The 15,186-nt window shown below is 40.2% G+C and carries 20 protein-coding genes and 2 pseudogenes; 2 read left to right on the top strand and 20 right to left on the bottom strand.

Features of this window, described 5'->3' with window-relative positions; genetic code table 11:
- Positions 1 to 37: 37 nt before the first annotated feature.
- Genes BXO88_RS04470 through BXO88_RS17040 form a run of 3 tightly spaced genes read right to left on the bottom strand, consistent with a single transcriptional unit; the run spans position 38 to position 1,092 of the window.
- Positions 38 to 235 carry a hypothetical protein gene (locus BXO88_RS04470; RefSeq protein ID WP_078036548.1) on the bottom strand — a complete coding sequence of 66 codons (198 nt, stop codon included), beginning with the start codon at positions 233 to 235 and terminating at the stop codon, positions 38 to 40.
- Positions 236 to 238: 3 nt separating this feature from the next.
- A complete protein-coding gene (locus tag BXO88_RS04465) occupies positions 239 to 835 on the bottom strand; it encodes a helix-turn-helix transcriptional regulator (RefSeq protein WP_330395085.1) in 597 nt (198 codons plus the stop codon).
- Positions 836 to 840: 5 nt separating this feature from the next.
- Positions 841 to 1,092, bottom strand: a complete 252-nt coding sequence (locus BXO88_RS17040) for a hypothetical protein (protein WP_330395084.1) — start codon at positions 1,090 to 1,092, stop codon at positions 841 to 843.
- A 385-nt stretch (positions 1,093 to 1,477) separates the two neighbouring features.
- On the opposite strand from BXO88_RS17040, the gene BXO88_RS17235 reads away from it, so the two are divergent.
- Positions 1,478 to 1,618 carry a helix-turn-helix domain-containing protein gene (locus tag BXO88_RS17235; protein WP_078036559.1) on the top strand — a complete coding sequence of 47 codons (141 nt, stop codon included), beginning with the start codon at positions 1,478 to 1,480 and terminating at the stop codon, positions 1,616 to 1,618.
- Between the two features lie 371 nt (positions 1,619 to 1,989).
- On the opposite strand, the gene BXO88_RS04450 is transcribed toward BXO88_RS17235, so the two are convergent.
- From BXO88_RS04450 to BXO88_RS04440, 3 genes are read right to left on the bottom strand one after another with little or no spacing between them, the layout of a single operon-like run.
- Positions 1,990 to 2,538 carry a GNAT family N-acetyltransferase gene (locus BXO88_RS04450; RefSeq protein WP_078036546.1) on the bottom strand — a complete coding sequence of 183 codons (549 nt, stop codon included), beginning with the start codon at positions 2,536 to 2,538 and terminating at the stop codon, positions 1,990 to 1,992.
- Between the two features lie 56 nt (positions 2,539 to 2,594).
- On the bottom strand, positions 2,595 to 3,206 hold the full coding sequence (locus BXO88_RS04445) for a GNAT family N-acetyltransferase (protein WP_078036545.1): 612 nt from the start codon (positions 3,204 to 3,206) through the stop codon (positions 2,595 to 2,597).
- Positions 3,181 to 3,567 carry a CocE/NonD family hydrolase C-terminal non-catalytic domain-containing protein gene (locus BXO88_RS04440; protein ID WP_242945155.1) on the bottom strand — a complete coding sequence of 129 codons (387 nt, stop codon included), beginning with the start codon at positions 3,565 to 3,567 and terminating at the stop codon, positions 3,181 to 3,183. Before BXO88_RS04440 ends, BXO88_RS04445 begins: the two co-directional genes overlap by 26 nt.
- Before the next feature lie 320 nt (positions 3,568 to 3,887).
- Between BXO88_RS04440 and BXO88_RS04435 the strand changes: the two genes are divergently transcribed.
- A complete protein-coding gene (locus BXO88_RS04435) occupies positions 3,888 to 4,445 on the top strand; it encodes a TetR/AcrR family transcriptional regulator (RefSeq protein ID WP_078036543.1) in 558 nt (185 codons plus the stop codon).
- 10 nt (positions 4,446 to 4,455) lie between these two features.
- On the opposite strand, the gene BXO88_RS04430 is transcribed toward BXO88_RS04435, so the two are convergent.
- The 14 genes and pseudogenes from BXO88_RS04430 to BXO88_RS04375 form a co-directional block, all read right to left on the bottom strand.
- Positions 4,456 to 4,662, bottom strand: a complete 207-nt coding sequence (locus BXO88_RS04430; protein ID WP_078036542.1) for a hypothetical protein — start codon at positions 4,660 to 4,662, stop codon at positions 4,456 to 4,458.
- Between the two features lie 126 nt (positions 4,663 to 4,788).
- Positions 4,789 to 5,538, bottom strand: coding sequence for an N-acetyltransferase (locus BXO88_RS04425; RefSeq protein ID WP_078036541.1), 750 nt, complete (start codon positions 5,536 to 5,538; stop codon positions 4,789 to 4,791).
- Positions 5,539 to 5,588: 50 nt separating this feature from the next.
- A complete protein-coding gene (gene rsgA, locus BXO88_RS04420) occupies positions 5,589 to 6,572 on the bottom strand; it encodes a ribosome small subunit-dependent GTPase A (protein WP_078036540.1) in 984 nt (327 codons plus the stop codon).
- Positions 6,573 to 6,988: 416 nt separating this feature from the next.
- Positions 6,989 to 8,299: an ABC transporter substrate-binding protein gene (locus BXO88_RS04415; RefSeq protein ID WP_078036539.1), complete on the bottom strand. Its 1,311-nt coding sequence runs from the start codon at positions 8,297 to 8,299 to the stop codon at positions 6,989 to 6,991.
- Complete coding sequence (locus BXO88_RS04410) at positions 8,296 to 9,912, bottom strand: histidine kinase N-terminal 7TM domain-containing protein (protein ID WP_078036538.1); 1,617 nt, start codon at positions 9,910 to 9,912, stop codon at positions 8,296 to 8,298. Before BXO88_RS04410 ends, BXO88_RS04415 begins: the two co-directional genes overlap by 4 nt.
- A 6-nt stretch (positions 9,913 to 9,918) precedes the next feature.
- Positions 9,919 to 10,287: a LytTR family transcriptional regulator DNA-binding domain-containing protein gene (locus tag BXO88_RS04405; RefSeq protein WP_078036537.1), complete on the bottom strand. Its 369-nt coding sequence runs from the start codon at positions 10,285 to 10,287 to the stop codon at positions 9,919 to 9,921.
- 484 nt (positions 10,288 to 10,771) lie between these two features.
- Positions 10,772 to 10,894, bottom strand: a complete 123-nt coding sequence (locus BXO88_RS16945) for a hypothetical protein (RefSeq protein WP_256363640.1) — start codon at positions 10,892 to 10,894, stop codon at positions 10,772 to 10,774.
- Positions 10,894 to 11,010, bottom strand: a pseudogene (locus BXO88_RS17125) (DUF2992 family protein); the annotation flags it as partial. The pseudogene BXO88_RS17125 and the gene BXO88_RS16945, both read right to left, overlap by 1 nt.
- A gap of 57 nt (positions 11,011 to 11,067) precedes the next feature.
- Positions 11,068 to 11,406, bottom strand: a pseudogene (locus tag BXO88_RS17120) (GNAT family N-acetyltransferase); the annotation flags it as partial.
- A 149-nt stretch (positions 11,407 to 11,555) separates the two neighbouring features.
- On the bottom strand, positions 11,556 to 12,038 hold the full coding sequence (locus BXO88_RS04395; protein WP_078036535.1) for a flavodoxin family protein: 483 nt from the start codon (positions 12,036 to 12,038) through the stop codon (positions 11,556 to 11,558).
- A gap of 26 nt (positions 12,039 to 12,064) precedes the next feature.
- Complete coding sequence (locus BXO88_RS04390) at positions 12,065 to 13,414, bottom strand: MATE family efflux transporter (RefSeq protein WP_078036534.1); 1,350 nt, start codon at positions 13,412 to 13,414, stop codon at positions 12,065 to 12,067.
- A 101-nt stretch (positions 13,415 to 13,515) separates the two neighbouring features.
- A complete protein-coding gene (locus BXO88_RS04385; RefSeq protein WP_078036533.1) occupies positions 13,516 to 13,962 on the bottom strand; it encodes a MarR family winged helix-turn-helix transcriptional regulator in 447 nt (148 codons plus the stop codon).
- 255 nt (positions 13,963 to 14,217) lie between these two features.
- Positions 14,218 to 14,667, bottom strand: a complete 450-nt coding sequence (locus BXO88_RS04380; protein ID WP_078036532.1) for an EamA family transporter — start codon at positions 14,665 to 14,667, stop codon at positions 14,218 to 14,220.
- Positions 14,646 to 15,062: a GNAT family N-acetyltransferase gene (locus BXO88_RS04375; protein ID WP_078036531.1), complete on the bottom strand. Its 417-nt coding sequence runs from the start codon at positions 15,060 to 15,062 to the stop codon at positions 14,646 to 14,648. Before BXO88_RS04375 ends, BXO88_RS04380 begins: the two co-directional genes overlap by 22 nt.
- Positions 15,063 to 15,186 lie beyond the last annotated feature (124 nt).

The raw sequence follows: 15,186 nt of genomic DNA, 5'->3' as shown, positions 1-15,186 counted from the left end.
GAGGTTCTTTTCTATTCAATTGGCGCTTATTTATGAATTACAGGAATGCTCCTTTACATATAATACCGTCAATAAACACTCCTGCTGACAACATTATCCAACCTGTAATACGTGTTTTTTCAATCTGTTCTTCCGTGGGAAACATCTCCAATGAGCCATTAATAATTAAGTACAGACCACATAAAGCAACTATTGTCACTATGACAAAAACAATTTTTAATATCAGTTTTTTCATTCCTCAATTTAGCTCCTTATAATTTTCAAGAAATGCTTTCCCGTAATCCTTCAGCTCTTTAACAACATCCTCCGGTCCCACAATCTTAACTTTGGTTCCGAGGCCAAAGATCCAGGCAAAGAACTGTGGGCTCACATTCACTTCTACCGAGATCTCGCTGTGGATATCATCAACAGGGCGGAATGAGATATCATCTTTTCCGAATCGATCCAGGAAGACCCCACACATACTGTTATCAAGCTGTATGGTCACTCTTTTCTTAGGTCCGCCATACATGCTGAATGTTGATTTCGATAGTTTCGCCATATCGTATTCTTTGAATTCTTTCTTACCGGCACGGGCTTCATCTGTGATTGATATTCGCATCATCTTATCTATACGGTAGCTCTTTATCTTGCCATCCCACTCGTCGAATGCAACCATATAGTAGTTCTCATCCATCCAGGTAAGCGCCCATGGGCTTAATATAAACCAGTCTCCGTTACGGCGGGGAACCAGTTTCTTATTGATGTCCCACTTATAATACTTGAAGCGGATCTTCTTATTATCGTTGATGGCGTTATAGACTTCATCAACATTGTAGAAAACACTTTCGTTCATGGACTTCACACGATTATCGATAAAGACCTGACGCTGGAGTGTGCTTCCCGTCCTGCCTGCTCCTTGATGATGTCTATCCCGAACTTCTCCATATCCGCAAAGTCCTGATAGATGCTTTTACGTTCCGCTGTCACATCGTACTTTTCAAGTTCTTCCATGATCTGAGACATGGTAAGTGCATGATCATCATCAGTCTTTTCCAGCATTACCTTCATGAGATATGTGAACTTGAACTTTTGGTTGGTGCCTCTGGACATGCTTAAACCTCCGTGCTTTTATGCAGCTGATTCAACATAAATAGATGAGACATACATATTCATTCTATCACATACTGCACATATTAAGGGACATATTCTAGGGTGTTTCCTTTTTTCGCAAGCATGGCGTCGAGGACCCTCAACGCGATTTTTGCTTGTTGGTGGGCATTCCCCCAATCCCCCGGAACCTCATTTCACTCGGAACTGTACATCACCATAGTTGATGCCTGATGAATTTTGGCAAAACGCAAAAAAGAGGGAGACTCCACCGGTATCTGCCGATGAAATCTCCCTCATCACTATAATGTCTGGCCTTAATTCAAACTGCTTTATACCAATCTTACTCTGACATCCCTTCACGTCCAAAACGCAAAGGGATGAGCTTATTACCAGCCCTTCTACTCCGATTGCAGACATCGCCTATTCCTGCGGATTTAATGATATAAGCTATTTTAACCGCTGTTTCCTGAAAGCATATGGTGAAATCCCATCAGAATACAGGAAAAAATGTAAGGCTTTTGTATGAACCGGCGGCTATCAGAAGTACAGACAATCCTGCAAAGATTGCGTTGAATTATGTAAAAATATTTCTAAAAATTATAGTGAGAATACTATTCCCCGATTTCTTTTCTATCCGATTCATTTTACCGTGAGCGGTTAGTTCTTCTACTTCTTTGGAAGATAATCCACTCTCTTTCATGTCTCTTATTATACGGGGACTTGTTTATCTGCTCCTCAATTAAGCTAATCGACTAAAAGCTGTATAAAAATTATAACGATAATATAAACAGACTAAATGTTTTGAACAAAGGCATGGCTTCACCCAAAAAAATACCTCATTACCGGTTAGTCCGATAATGAGGTACTTATCAATATGAAAGATGGAGCTATCTATATTCAAAAGGTCACCAGACTGTTCAGCATAACTCTGTAGACCTCTTTTGTTTCGTCTTTTAAATCATCTGAACAGATATACTCGAGTTCCCGGCATCTCCAGATTTCGCCAAGTATTTTATAGACTTTCACTTCGTCTGATTTTCCTTCCCGGAATCCTGCCGCCCTGTAGCAGTAATATGCCGGTTCGTTGTTTTCAAATACTCCCAGTGTCACTCTTCTTGCACCGTATATTTCTTTGGCAAACTTTAATCCCAAAAGGAGCATTCTTTTTCCGTAACTAAGTCCACGGTGCTTCGGATCTACGATTACAAATCCAAACATTAATTCATCAAAGGAATTTCCCGGTCTTCTCATGGTGAAAAATCCCACCGGCTCATCATCCTCAATAGCCGTAAATGCCATAAATTCGCTGACAGCATTAAACTGTTCGCCTGTGATGGGATAAGTACCGAGTATACCTGCTGTCCATTTGTAAAAAGTTTCTTCGTCTTTGATCCATGAAAGAACAGTTTCTGAATCCTTTGAAATATATGGTCTCAATCTCAACATCTTCACTCTCCTATCAATAATTTACAAAGTATTTATAAACCATGGAAATAACTGGTTTATAATATCTTACTATAAAGCATGCACTTAATAGGGACATTTCTACCTTCTATCTCCATACAGATATCTTTCTCACCTGCACGGTCGAAACCGCGATGCTCGTAAAACTGCCAAGTACATCCATCACCTGTATAAAGGTATATGGTTTTACCTTTTTCCCGCTTTGTAAGTTCCTCCAAAAGCTTAGTACCAATGCCTTTTATTTTACTGTCAGGATCTGCAGCCAAAAAAATCAATTCCCCATCAGGTCTCACTGTCTTTTTGTATTCATTCAACACCTGCCTGTTAGCCTCATCATATGCACCTGCTCCTTCATGAAAAAAAGTGCTAAGTATCCATTGCATAAACCTCACATACAAACGACGATGAATTTTTCCATAGGGATGTTCCTCTCCTTTAATCTCTGCAAGCAGTATCCCCGTAAACTTTCCATCAACATATGCTGCTATACACTGAGTTGCTCTTTCCATTTCCATATACCAGAAATATCTGGCATATAACTTCATGGCATAATCGCCCTGTATATATCGATGAAAGTTCATCCCTTTTACAGCAAATTCCATTGCCTTTTTTTCATCTTTTTTTTCAATTTCTTTTATTTCGATATTCATATAACAAACCTCCTATCTTGGTATTATTGGTAAAGTGATTTTTGATGGATGCCGGCATCAAATCTAACTTTAACTCAACAATATTTCCATCTGCAAAAACCTGATCATTCTTTTCGCTGGTCTCATAGCCATGCCATGGAAGATCCGGCAACACGTCTATTCCTTTAGTTCCTCCAAGAATCATATCATCATTGTCATAAAGATCTGCAAAGGAAGCATTTAACTGTCCCTCTGTCACCAAAAGAGCCTCACCATTTTCGTCTACATCTTCAAGATAAAAATAGAAATCTCCTGTATCCGCAGTGGATGAAACATATAAATCCACAATTGGATATCCAGTAACTTCTGTATCAACTTTCAGTGCATCCGTTGTATAGGTCAGACATTTTTCGTCCTCTTCTGTTCTGTAAGGAAGAGAGTCCGGTGTTTACCTCCTCTTTAACAAAACAGTTTCTTATTGCCTGTAACATTGGTTACAACCTCCTACAATGTTCTTTCTTTAAATTACCTGTCACTTGACTTGTGAAAGCTCGCTTATTATAATTTACTCAGTGTAGCTTTACTATATTCAATTTAACCCTAAAATGTAGTCTAAATTACATATGACCATCATTATGTAGTTTATGCCGTATTAATTTTTGTATTTCACAAAACTTTAACTATTTGTAGGAGGTGCATGAAATGAACCAAAATGATAAGAGGGCAAAACGTACAAAAAAAGCTCTTCATGAGGCTTTAATAAAGCTACTCACAAAGAGCGATATTAGTCATATTACAGTAAAAGAATTAACAGAAACTGCAGATGTTCACAGAGTAACCTTCTATGCCCATTACCAGGATATCTATGAACTGTACGATGATTTAAAAAATCATGCACTTGAAGAAATATCTGCATTCGTATCTGCCGATCCAAGCCACGATTACGAAGATAATTACGTAAGACTCACTGACTACGTATTAGAAAACAAATGGATGTTTTCTTTGATTTTTACAGATATCCCCCTTCAAAAACAAGTGATAGAATTACTTGAAGAAAACTACCTTCAGCTATGGCTATTTGAAGATAATATAACGGAAATAACCCCGGATATGCGCTACATGACAGCTTATAATATAGAAGGCTGTGCCGGTATTATCAAGCACTGGTGGTCTGGTGATTTTTCTGAGCCAAAAGAAAATATCGTAACTTATCTCAGTAGAGCTAACCGTATCTTTGATGCGGTATCACTGATAAAGTAAATTTCTATAGCTACTCTATAATTATCTTAGGCCAGTTACATATCCCGACCTCAAGAGCACGTTCTTCTTTAAGGTGAAAATCTGCATATTTGCAGTACCAGCATCCTTGTATTGAGGGTATGGCATCCTCCCTCGATGTATATGCAGGACAGATATCCTCTGGCCAGACGCTTCCATCTCTTTTGGGTATATCATATCTATTTGACTTTACTTCCATAGACCTCGCTTTCCTCCTGATATTTAAAGCATTTCTTGATATGCTTACTCTATCACGCAAAGAAAAACAGGCCCCGGTATACACCGCATTAAGCCTGTTTTGCACTACATTCACTTATTTATTTTCTCAACAGCTTCCTGCAAACTTCAGAAACTTTTTATCGTTCATCTGCTCATTCGTGACATACTCTCCATCACTGAAAAGAGCATATGTGGTGATTGGAGTCGGAGCATTCTGGGCCTCTTCCCTGTTCGATAGTCTAATAACCTTGAATGGTATTTCGTTAGCCAGGGCAGTCTTTTCCAAAACAGGCACATACTTTGCATTAAAAGGACACTGGTTCGTATAGAAAAGTACATATCCCTTTTCATCGATATGGGGATGCTTTGCACATTCCTTGAATGACGGAATATCTGTACTCTTTTCAAAAGGAAGATACCATAGCTGAATACCGTTATCGGCTTCATCACACACAGTAAATCCTTTGTATTTCAAAAACTTTGAGTCGGCCAGAAAAGGCTTTTTCTTTGATGATGCCAGAATACATAGACCTTTCTTTCCCTTTTCTTTACTGTCCTTAATACATTCAGAGAGAAGGTCACTGGAATAGCCATGCCCTTTAAATGATCCGGAAACCCACAGGCAATCAATATACATATACCCAGGAGCTTCGATCGGATTCCATGCATTTTCCGCAGGAATATACTCTATAAAACATTTACCCCGCTCTGCGCTTTTAAGGAACACAAGTCCTTCATCAAAGCGGTCCGCGAGCCACGCTTTCTTTGATGATACCTGCTCATCCTTATTATTGGATATGGCACAGCAGATATGCTCCTTTTCCAGATTATCTTTAGTTACTCTGATGTAATCCATATTCTCTACGCCTCCACCAAGTCCTTTTCTTCCATCTTAGCATATTTCTCCTACATCCATATATTATTGGCTTCTTTGAACTTCTTCGCAGTCTTCGCCCACTTCGCAATCTCCTTCTTCTTTGCGTAGTTGCGAGTGTTTTCTGATGAAAGAGACTTATAGAGCATATACCTCTCCTCAGACAGCGCTCCACTTCCAATCGCCGCTTTGATCGCGCATCCGGGTTCTGAATCATGACGGCAATCACTAAACCTGCACATGGCTTCCAACTCTACGATGTCAGAAAATGTATCTTCCAGCCCAGCTTCCGCTCTCGCTATACCAATCTCTCTCATACCCGGAGTATCAATTATTGAAACTCCGTTTTCAAGTTCTATGAGCTGTCTGTGAGTAGTGGTATGTCTGCCTGTTGAATCCGACTCGCGAACCTTTGAGGTCTTCATGATCTCTTTTCCTGCCATGGCATTTAGAAGGGTTGACTTTCCTGCCCCTGAGGATCCTAAAAGGGCGATGGTAATTCCGCTCTTCATGTACTCTGAAAGCTCTTCAAGTCCTATATCATAGAGGGCACAGACAGCATGAACTCTCACTTTGTCGGATATGGTCTCCACCTCTCTTACATATCTGCCCACATTGCTGCACAGATCTGATTTGGTCAAAAGAACTACAGGCACAGATCCACCCTGCAGCACAACGCTGACATATCTGGCTATCCTGTTATAGCTATAGTCCTCATTGAGTGACGTAATGATAAAAGTGTAATCTGCATTGGCCAGCATATACTGCATTGTACAGCTCTTTGCCTGATCAGGCCTCTGTAAAAAGCTATTTCTTTCACACACAGACTCTATTACAGAATCCCCAATCGGGTTGTAGTTAAATATCACATAGTCACCCACAACAGGGAGCTGACTGGCCGTGGTCTCCCTAAAACTCCCCTTTAGTTTTGCGTGGACTTCTTTTCCCTGAAAGCTAATGGTGTAGGTGTTTTTTTGTATCTCAGAAATTCTTCCTTTGTTCTCATTATTATTCATTGTCTTGTCTCCATTTTTTCCATTGTTAATGTCATTTGCCGCATCTGTTTGGAGACCCTGTTTATGAAAATATTGCTTGATACATGCATAGAAAAAGCCGTGACCAGAATGCCACGGCTTAAAACGCAAAAATGCAAATTGTCATATAATGAAAGAAGTAAAAGTTGATTATGACTCTTCCATATAATATTCATAAGCCGAGGGTCCCATACTATATTCAGTTACAATCTCTGTTCCGATTATTTTCATCTCAAACATAAATATGATTACCTCGCTTTCATTTAAGATTTATTACTCTTAGAGTTTATCAATAAAACAAATACATATCAATAATTACACTGATTTGGGTACTTTTTGCACTGCATTCACTAATTCCGCGAGAATAGCATATCCGCTGTCTTTTGTATTACCCGCATTTACCGTAACGTATTTCTTGATACTTTCTGAACTCTGGCTGCGGCTGCTTCCGGGGTAATCTCGTCTTTTGCCAGATCTTCAAGGGCATCACGAACGGCTATATAAAGGTCTTCATAAGGTATTATCCTTGATCCCGCAACATTTGTTTTACCGTTTTCAACGATGTACTCAAGGTTCTTTTGCCCATCCTCATTAAGCCCCTGTACATTCAGTTCCATGTCAGTCCTGGAGGGCATGTACTCAAGATACTGGTTTACAAGAATCTCCTGACCTTTATTAACAAGATAATTCATCCAGCGAAATGCTGCTTCCTTATCCTTTGACTCTGGATTCATACAAAGGATCACATCTGTAGCAGCTGTTACCGGTGCTACTGCGCCATCGCTGTTCCAGTCTATAAGGAAAACTTCATGATTCGCACCTTCGCCATTAAAATTGGCGTAGGTCATCTCATCGGTTCGCGTATACATGTTCATAGCCCAGGAACCATTTGCAAACATTGGGATACTGCCCTTGAGCTGAAACATATCATTAACGTCGTCATACAGCGTCATTTTTATGGCTTTGTCCTGAAACACACCGTTACTGAAGCTCTCCTGCCATATCCTGAAGGATTCTATAATAGGCTCTGTTTCAAAGGATGCCTTGCCCTCTATGGCATCATATAGTGCATCCCTGCCGCAGTCGGCTGCTATAGACATCCACATATCCTGATTAAGCCATGCGTCCTTAGCTCCGATTGCCAGCGGATAACTTCCGTTTTCGCGAAGTTTATTGCACGTTTCTAACATTTCTTCATAACTTGTCGGTACTTCGCAGCCGTATTCCTTAAGCATATTTATGTCTGCCCACATATACCCTGCATAGGTCTGTCCCAATGGCAGTCCGTAGATACAACCATTTTCATCACTTATATCTTCTATGCATGAACTAAAGAACTTATTCTGCCAGTCCTGCCCCCAGGCCTTAACACAATACGATGTAAGTTCTTCCTCAAATGCTCTGGTCGTATCAAAATCTGTACCTGTAGAGATACCGAAAACATCAGGGCCACTGTTTCCCATCAGTTTTACCCTGAGATGATTCTGGTAATCCCCAGCACCCTCAAAAACATATTTGATCTTTATATCAGGGTTTTCTTTTTCAAATGATTCAATAATTTTGAAGATAGGACTGTTAGGGCCGACATCAGCAGGGTTCCAGGTCATGAAGGTCACCGTAGTTACCCCTTTACCAGTGCCTGCACTGCACCCGGCGATAAAAGCTGCGCATATGACTATAGATAATAAAAACATTGCTACTCGTTTCATATGATCATTCTCACTTTAAACTTATTGTCCTCAGCAATATATCTTATTTCACTGTTTGTCTTCTGTACAAAATCCAGAACGCTGCGGGTTCCGATGCCATGCCCAACTTCATTTGTAACAGGATAACCATCTTCATTAAGCTCTGCTTTTCCATCACAGGAATTGACGATTTCAAATAGGAGCTGTTGTTTAAACTTGGCTGTAATCTCGATAAAGCGGTCGTTCTCGGTCACCTTTTCGCAGGCGTGGATTGCATTCTCAAAAAGGTTACTTATAGCAATGGCAAGCTGCATCTCATCTACACCTGGCTTATAAGGTATGTTTGCTGATATCTTTACCTTGATGCTTTTTTTCTCTGCAACTGCTACATAATGCATAATAGCTGCATTGACTGTTGGATTCTCGCAATAGCGCTGTCTTGTGCTTGGCTCCTGAGACAGCCTTTCCTCAAGACATTTTCTGGCCTCATCCACTTTACCATCCTGGATCAGAGATAAAATAAGAGCCTCAAAATGTCTCCTGTCATGTCGCATTGCCCTGTCCTGACTGAGCATCTCTTCTGTGGCACCAAGACGTTCCTTCATACTGTCTGCCGCCATTTCCAGCATGGCAGCATCTGCTTTTAACTTATATTCCCGTTGTTTAAGAGCAGTCGTGTCCACCAGAGCATACAGCTTTCCAATAAGTTCACCATCTGCATAAAGCTCTTTTTCTTCCGGAGAAAAGAATCTTTCACCTATTACCAGGGTATCTCCTTTTACGATAGCCTCCCTAAGCCGCTCCACAACGCCTTCCGCATCCTTTGTCACCTCCGGGAACAGTTCTTTTACATGCTCGTTGTAGTACTGAAGCCTTCCATCCGGGTCCACAGCTACAACACCTTCAGAGAGCCTGTCCACAATATATTCCCTTGCCATGTCGATAATTCCCAAAAGGTTATATCTAAATATTGCAATGAACATGGAAATCGTGACTGCCACATTTCCAAATACAGATATGTCAAAAAAGTATGTGACAAAGAATATATGCGTGATCTGGCAGATGAAAAGAACTGCCTCAATGAGGAACCCGGCAATTATTATCATCGCTCGATTTTTTGCAATTTTGCCCCTGTAGCTTTTCAGGCTCTTAAACAGCAGAAAAAATACGGCGATGATAACAGCCGCCTGAACCTGCATAAACACCTGATGTACGATTCCGCTTCTATGCAAAAGAACCGGGAAAAGCCCATCCTTATCAAACCAAGTCTTTGAATAATACAGATTGTGATTTTCCAGTGTAAATACTGTCACATAAACCAGCACGTTAAAAAGCACAAATGCCCTTACCAAAAGCTTTGGAACCCTTAGATGACAGAACTCTACCGTAAACATAAAAAGAGAGAATATGATCCATACTCTCCCGGCATACGAAAATTTCAGCGCAGCAATATATTCATCCTCAGCCTTCGATAAAAGCTCTAATAGGTAACCTGTATTATTTACCAGCATCACCATACAGTTAATGAACAAATATCCATGAAGTTTATTCTTGAGGTTCTTAAAAACAATGAACCCTTCAAGGAGCATGGCAAAGATACTGATAATGATTGATGTCAAAAGAATATCATGCATTTATCTTTACTCCAATCTGTAATCCATATACCTGTCAGCTACCTCAGCATATCTGCTTTTGGATACCGGTACTGTCTCTTTACTTCGAAGAGTTATGTCAGACTTCGTAAGCTTATCAATGGCTCCGAGATTTACGCTTATGGACTCATGACACCTAAGTTCCCTTGCCGCCTGAATACCTGTGACCATAGGCATTACTATGTCAAGAAGATATATTTGTGGCCTGAAGGTCTCGCACTCCTGGTTCAGCTTATCCGGATGGTCAAATACCTTTACTTCAGCTCGGATTTCTTTTCCCTTAAGATATTCAGATACAAACCCGCAAATCCGCTCTCTGTCGGATCTATCATCATAACATATTGCTATACGAAGCATTATGAATTACCCCCGCGTTTTACATCACACGTAATTATTCTACCACCATCTCCACTACCATTTTAAGCGACATATTAGGCCTGGCTATCAGAATTTTGGCGTCCGTCGATCGTACACTTTTCTTTACAAATCTAATGCTCATATCACCCCTTGATACTCCATAGTATACTTTAATGACTTTGATCTACTATCGCTCAGTTTCAATAATCGGCTTATTGTATATATAATCTGCTAGTGCCATACTGTCCCCTTTATCAAAAACTGAATTCTGATTCCCAATCAAAGTCGCCGCTCTCTTCATAAGACTTTGGCCAATGGCTACACCAATTAGGAACCTTCGCATTTTTAACTCTATCAACACTTGGAACATATGGCTTTAGATCCAACACATTTGTTCCATCAAAAGCATCAATGTAATATAAACCTACAATTCCATTTTCTTTTTCACCGGGCGCCCGATACGTATTATTCTACAAAGTGTTTTTTATACTTCAACCCCTATTTCCATCGATTCATACCCCATAGCTGTGCGAACTTCGCTCATTTTTTCTTCTCCTGCAAGAATATTCATATGCATAGCCTCCCAATCTGGTCTTACATTATCCATCAATGTCCTTTGTGCTTCTCTTTCTTTTTCTGCTGTTTTAGTTCAAAAAGTCTTAACTCCTCTGCCTTTTTCTGTTCCCGGTTTTTGACCTTGCGCTCAAGTTTATTCTGCTCCTTATAAACAATAAACCTGGGCCCCTCTTCTCCGATTTCTCCATTAGCTACAAATCCGCATTTCATCAGCACTTTTTGAGACGCCGCATTGTCAGGATCTGTCTCTGCCTCTACAGCTATTATTTCCGGATGATCAAATGCCCATTTTTTTGCCAGGCTCACAGCCTCTGTTGCATAGCCATGTCCCTGAAACTCGTCTAAAACTCCGTATCCGATTTCAGGATTTTTCTCCTCAAGCCCCTTGAAACACAGATCTCCGATATGTGTTCCATCTGTCTTTTCAATCATCCACATGGCATACCAGTCCCACTGATTCGGATGCGTAAGGCCCCCCTCCAGCATTTCACCATATGCCTTCTTAAGCTCATCATCCTTTTCCGCTTGGATTATTTTTTCCATCTGCTCTCTACTAGCAGGATATATCTTTATTCTTTCTGTTTTTATCATCATTCTCCTCTTTATTTCTCCTGATTTCATATTATCTTAAAACCAAAAACAGACCTACCTTTACACGGATATAGGTCTGTTTTACACTACTTAAAATTCTGCTATAGCATCTGACAAAACTCGCTGAGTCTATGTGTATTATCTTCTGAAGGTTTATCTTTCGGATCAATGAAAATCGCAGTCGCGACAAAGCTTGTGATTCCAATGCAGTCCTTTAGCTTAGAAAAAGCTCTCTCTGCCCCGGAACCGCTTTGACAGGCAAATACAGCTATAGTCTTATTTTTCAAGTTCTCTTTATTCTCCAAAATAAACGTCCGAAGCGGAGGCGTGAACGTTCCTGCCCAAACAGGAAATCCAAAAATAATCTCATCATAAGCTGACACGTCCAGATCGTATGCCTCAAGCTCGGGCTTTTCTGCCATAACAGCACTCTTCCCACCCCAGAAAAACTTTGAGAATCCACTGGTCGAATACGCTTTCTTTGGAACAAGCTTTAATTTATCTGCTGGAAGTACCTTTGCCAGTTCATCTGCTATATACTCTGTGTTACCTTCTAATGAGAAATAAATTATAATCCTTTTCATGCCAGAACCTTTCTTGCTTTGTTGCACTATTTCAAATATGCCTCAGAGTACTTCATGTCAACAGATGTTTTTTTAGTGGTATTAAGCCGATATATAATCAGTCCAAAGATGGCACTGACAATATGACTTACCAAAAAAGCCATCCAAACACCACTAAGTCCAAAAATGTTTTTTAATATCATCGCAGCCGGAATACGGACAATAATATAATAGACAATAAGTATCAACATGGATTTCTCTGGCTTTCCAATACCGGTGAGAAACCCCTGTAGGCAGCTGGTGATCATGTAAAGTACAAAACCGATGCTAAGTATTCTGAAATACTGCTTTACAACAGCAGCTATCTCGGCACCCTGACCGAATACTGCCGTGAGATTACCCGAAAAGATCACTACCATCAGGCTAATGACAGCTATAAGCCCTGTTCCTGCTAATACAGCAGATTCCAGATAGTCTTTCGCCCTGTCACATCTTCCGGCACCGCTGCACTGACCAACAATAGATGTTACCGCCATGCACATAGCTGTTGTCGGCATAAACATGAGATATTCAAGATTTCTTGCTACGCCAAACCCTGCCATTGCCACTGTCCCAAAAGGTGAAATAAATGAGATCATTATAGCTGAGCTTAGTGCCGGCATAACAGCCTGGACAGATGTAGGTATGCAAAATCTCATCATAGCGGCTACCTGCTTAATTTCCATTCCTCTGAAATCAAAGGAAAAGTATCTTTTCTTCATGTGATATAAAACAGCAAAGACAAGACAAAGAACCTCTGAAATAACTGTTGCAATGGCCGCTCCTTTTAATCCATAGACTCTGATCATGAAGGGATCTGCAATGGCGTTAATTACTGCCGGAATTATCATACCTATCATTTGAAAAACAGAATCGCCAAAGGCTCTGAATATTGATGTAAACTGCATATAAATAAAAAGAGCTACATTCCCGATCAGATAAATCTTCAGATACATGGATGCTTCACCAAGGATCACTGATGGCGCCCCCATTAGTTTCAGGACAGGTGTTAACAGAAATTCCATAAGGACGCATCCAAGAATCGAAATAAAGGCTGATACCAATATGACAGTAGCGCAGCTCCCGCCAATGGCTTTTTTATCCTTCGCTCCAACCATCTGAGCTATCATAACCGATATGCCATTTCCCGTTCCCATAGATAACGAACTCATTATCAACACTATCGCTGTACCTGCCGTCAGTGCCGATAGCCCTTGCTCACCTAAAAGGTTCCCTACCCACAGACTGTCAACCATACTGTAGATCATGGTTAGTGTCATTGCCATTAAAAGTGGCACGAACATTTTAATCAGAGATTTTTTTGTGTTACCTTTTACAAAATCGATATTAAGCTTCATGATATCCCCCTGTTTAGTCTTTATACTGTATAGTTACTATACACCTCAAAATAAAAAACAGACCCTCATTCACTTATCAGGGTCTGTTTTACACTGTTTAATTACTGAAGCTTATCAAGTTCTTCTTCAAAACTCTTTAAAACTTTGAGCATATCATCCTGCATTTCTTCAGAGATTCCATCCATGATTTCAGAAAACTTTTCTCCCATTGTCTCATGTTTTTTTCTGTGTTCTGCCCTGGCCTTCTTCCCAAGCTTTGTGAGATACAGATTAAGCTCTGAATCAGAGCTTGGAGAAACTCTTTTCTCCACAAGTCCCTTATCAACCAGTTTGTAGACCATCTGGGATGCAGCACCTTTGGTAATCCCACGCACCTTTGCAAGACCTGTCACACTGATTCCTTCCTGATCACCTATTATCGCCACTGTATGAATCTCAGGCTGAGTCAGCGTAAGCCCTTTGCAGTACTGCTGAGGTTTCTTTTCATACTGTGTATATTTATGGATTATCCGTTCCATTTGCCATGCAAGCTCTCTGTAATCCTTCATATCAACCCACTTCTTTTTGGTTATTAGTAAATATGTCTCTCACAATTATACCCGGGTAATAATCGCCTTACAATCTACATATGCTCCTTATAGTATTCCAAAAACTCAGAGAAAATCCCCATGTAATAAGTGTTACCGAAGAGCAGCTTATACTAAACTCAGAAGGTTTAGTCATGTTATATTCACATAGCAGGTCCTGGTATACGACCTGCTCCTTCATAATCTCCTCATATTATTTTCGGAGAAGACAATTGATCATCGGTTCATGAACATTATCCCAATGATGCAGAATATCATACCGACAGCTTTGTCCATGGTGATCATCTCTTTAAATATAGTTGACCCCAATATAAACAAGATGACCGTCAGGACTATGCTTGAAACGACCGATGCCTTGCTTATCTGCCATCCGGCCTGATACATGAGTATGTAACCGCCTTCTACTCCGATCAGGACAAGCCCCAGCAAATAATTCATCGGACATACATTTCCATTATCCTGAGCAAAAATAGTATGTCTTGTAAGAAGGAATATCAAAATACTTCCGATGAAAGCAGCTCCGTAAGTTGCAGCAAGTCCTAAGAATGGGTTTGTATTGTTCGGAAGGCTCTTCATTATCAGGTGATAACCGGTATTGCAAAGAATGACCATCAACAATGGGAACATATAGACCATTTTCATTTTTACAGCTCCTTTCTCATCCATACATGAGGACATCCCTCATCATCTGTTATTTCATTAAGTTCTTTGTAACCAAGTTTCTTATAGAAATCCTTAGCCTTTATTTGGGCAGACAATTCTACTGTGCCAAAGCCGTGACTCTTAACATATTCTTCACCACCGCAGACAACAGCCCGTCCGTAATCCTTTCCTCTGAACTCTTTAAGAACCGCAATTCTTCCCAATACATAGCAGTTCCTGGATTCGGAATAATATAAACGGCTTGTAGCAACAGCTTTATCATTTTCGAAGGCAATCATATGGACTGCGGTTTTATCAATATCATCAAATTCATTTTTGAACCCCTGTTCTTCCATAAATACTTTTTGCCGTATATCCTTCCCTTCTTTCTGTAATGAATTAAATGCTTTTACCAACATATTTTCATTCACCTCCTAAACAAAAAAGCATCCAGAACCTAATCTTATGGTGTGTGAACACCGTACCTACGATTAAGTTCCAGATGCTTTATAAATCACTCATCCGGTGACGAGTGAAAGCTGT

The sequence above is a fragment of the Oribacterium sp. C9 genome, from assembly GCF_002007235.1.
In the GTDB taxonomy this organism is placed as follows: Bacteria; Bacillota; Clostridia; order Lachnospirales; family Lachnospiraceae; genus Oribacterium.
Note: the sequence above shows the minus strand (reverse complement) of the source record. Positions and strands in the feature narration are given on the sequence as shown.

What these genes read in the sequence shown, in the direction of transcription:
- BXO88_RS04385 (WP_078036533.1), bottom strand. Translation starts at nt 13,962, where the DNA reads ATGAAGGATTACAGAGAGCTTGCATGGCAAATGGAACGGATAATCCAT.
- BXO88_RS04465 (WP_330395085.1), bottom strand. Translation starts at nt 835, where the DNA reads ATGAACGAAAGTGTTTTCTACAATGTTGATGAAGTCTATAACGCCATC.
- BXO88_RS04470 (WP_078036548.1), bottom strand. Translation starts at nt 235, where the DNA reads ATGAAAAAACTGATATTAAAAATTGTTTTTGTCATAGTGACAATAGTT.
- BXO88_RS04415 (WP_078036539.1), bottom strand. Translation starts at nt 8,299, where the DNA reads ATGAAACGAGTAGCAATGTTTTTATTATCTATAGTCATATGCGCAGCT.
- BXO88_RS04410 (WP_078036538.1), bottom strand. Translation starts at nt 9,912, where the DNA reads ATGCATGATATTCTTTTGACATCAATCATTATCAGTATCTTTGCCATG.
- BXO88_RS17040 (WP_330395084.1), bottom strand. Translation starts at nt 1,092, where the DNA reads ATGTCCAGAGGCACCAACCAAAAGTTCAAGTTCACATATCTCATGAAG.
- rsgA (WP_078036540.1), bottom strand. Translation starts at nt 6,572, where the DNA reads ATGAATAATAATGAGAACAAAGGAAGAATTTCTGAGATACAAAAAAAC.
- BXO88_RS16945 (WP_256363640.1), bottom strand. Translation starts at nt 10,894, where the DNA reads ATGGATAATGTAAGACCAGATTGGGAGGCTATGCATATGAATATTCTT.
- BXO88_RS04450 (WP_078036546.1), bottom strand. Translation starts at nt 2,538, where the DNA reads ATGTTGAGATTGAGACCATATATTTCAAAGGATTCAGAAACTGTTCTT.
- BXO88_RS04380 (WP_078036532.1), bottom strand. Translation starts at nt 14,667, where the DNA reads ATGGATGAGAAAGGAGCTGTAAAAATGAAAATGGTCTATATGTTCCCA.
- BXO88_RS04430 (WP_078036542.1), bottom strand. Translation starts at nt 4,662, where the DNA reads ATGGAAGTAAAGTCAAATAGATATGATATACCCAAAAGAGATGGAAGC.
- BXO88_RS04425 (WP_078036541.1), bottom strand. Translation starts at nt 5,538, where the DNA reads ATGGATTACATCAGAGTAACTAAAGATAATCTGGAAAAGGAGCATATC.
- BXO88_RS04445 (WP_078036545.1), bottom strand. Translation starts at nt 3,206, where the DNA reads ATGAATATCGAAATAAAAGAAATTGAAAAAAAAGATGAAAAAAAGGCA.
- BXO88_RS04375 (WP_078036531.1), bottom strand. Translation starts at nt 15,062, where the DNA reads ATGTTGGTAAAAGCATTTAATTCATTACAGAAAGAAGGGAAGGATATA.
- BXO88_RS04405 (WP_078036537.1), bottom strand. Translation starts at nt 10,287, where the DNA reads ATGCTTCGTATAGCAATATGTTATGATGATAGATCCGACAGAGAGCGG.
- BXO88_RS04435 (WP_078036543.1), top strand. Translation starts at nt 3,888, where the DNA reads ATGAACCAAAATGATAAGAGGGCAAAACGTACAAAAAAAGCTCTTCAT.
- BXO88_RS04395 (WP_078036535.1), bottom strand. Translation starts at nt 12,038, where the DNA reads ATGAAAAGGATTATAATTTATTTCTCATTAGAAGGTAACACAGAGTAT.
- BXO88_RS04390 (WP_078036534.1), bottom strand. Translation starts at nt 13,414, where the DNA reads ATGAAGCTTAATATCGATTTTGTAAAAGGTAACACAAAAAAATCTCTG.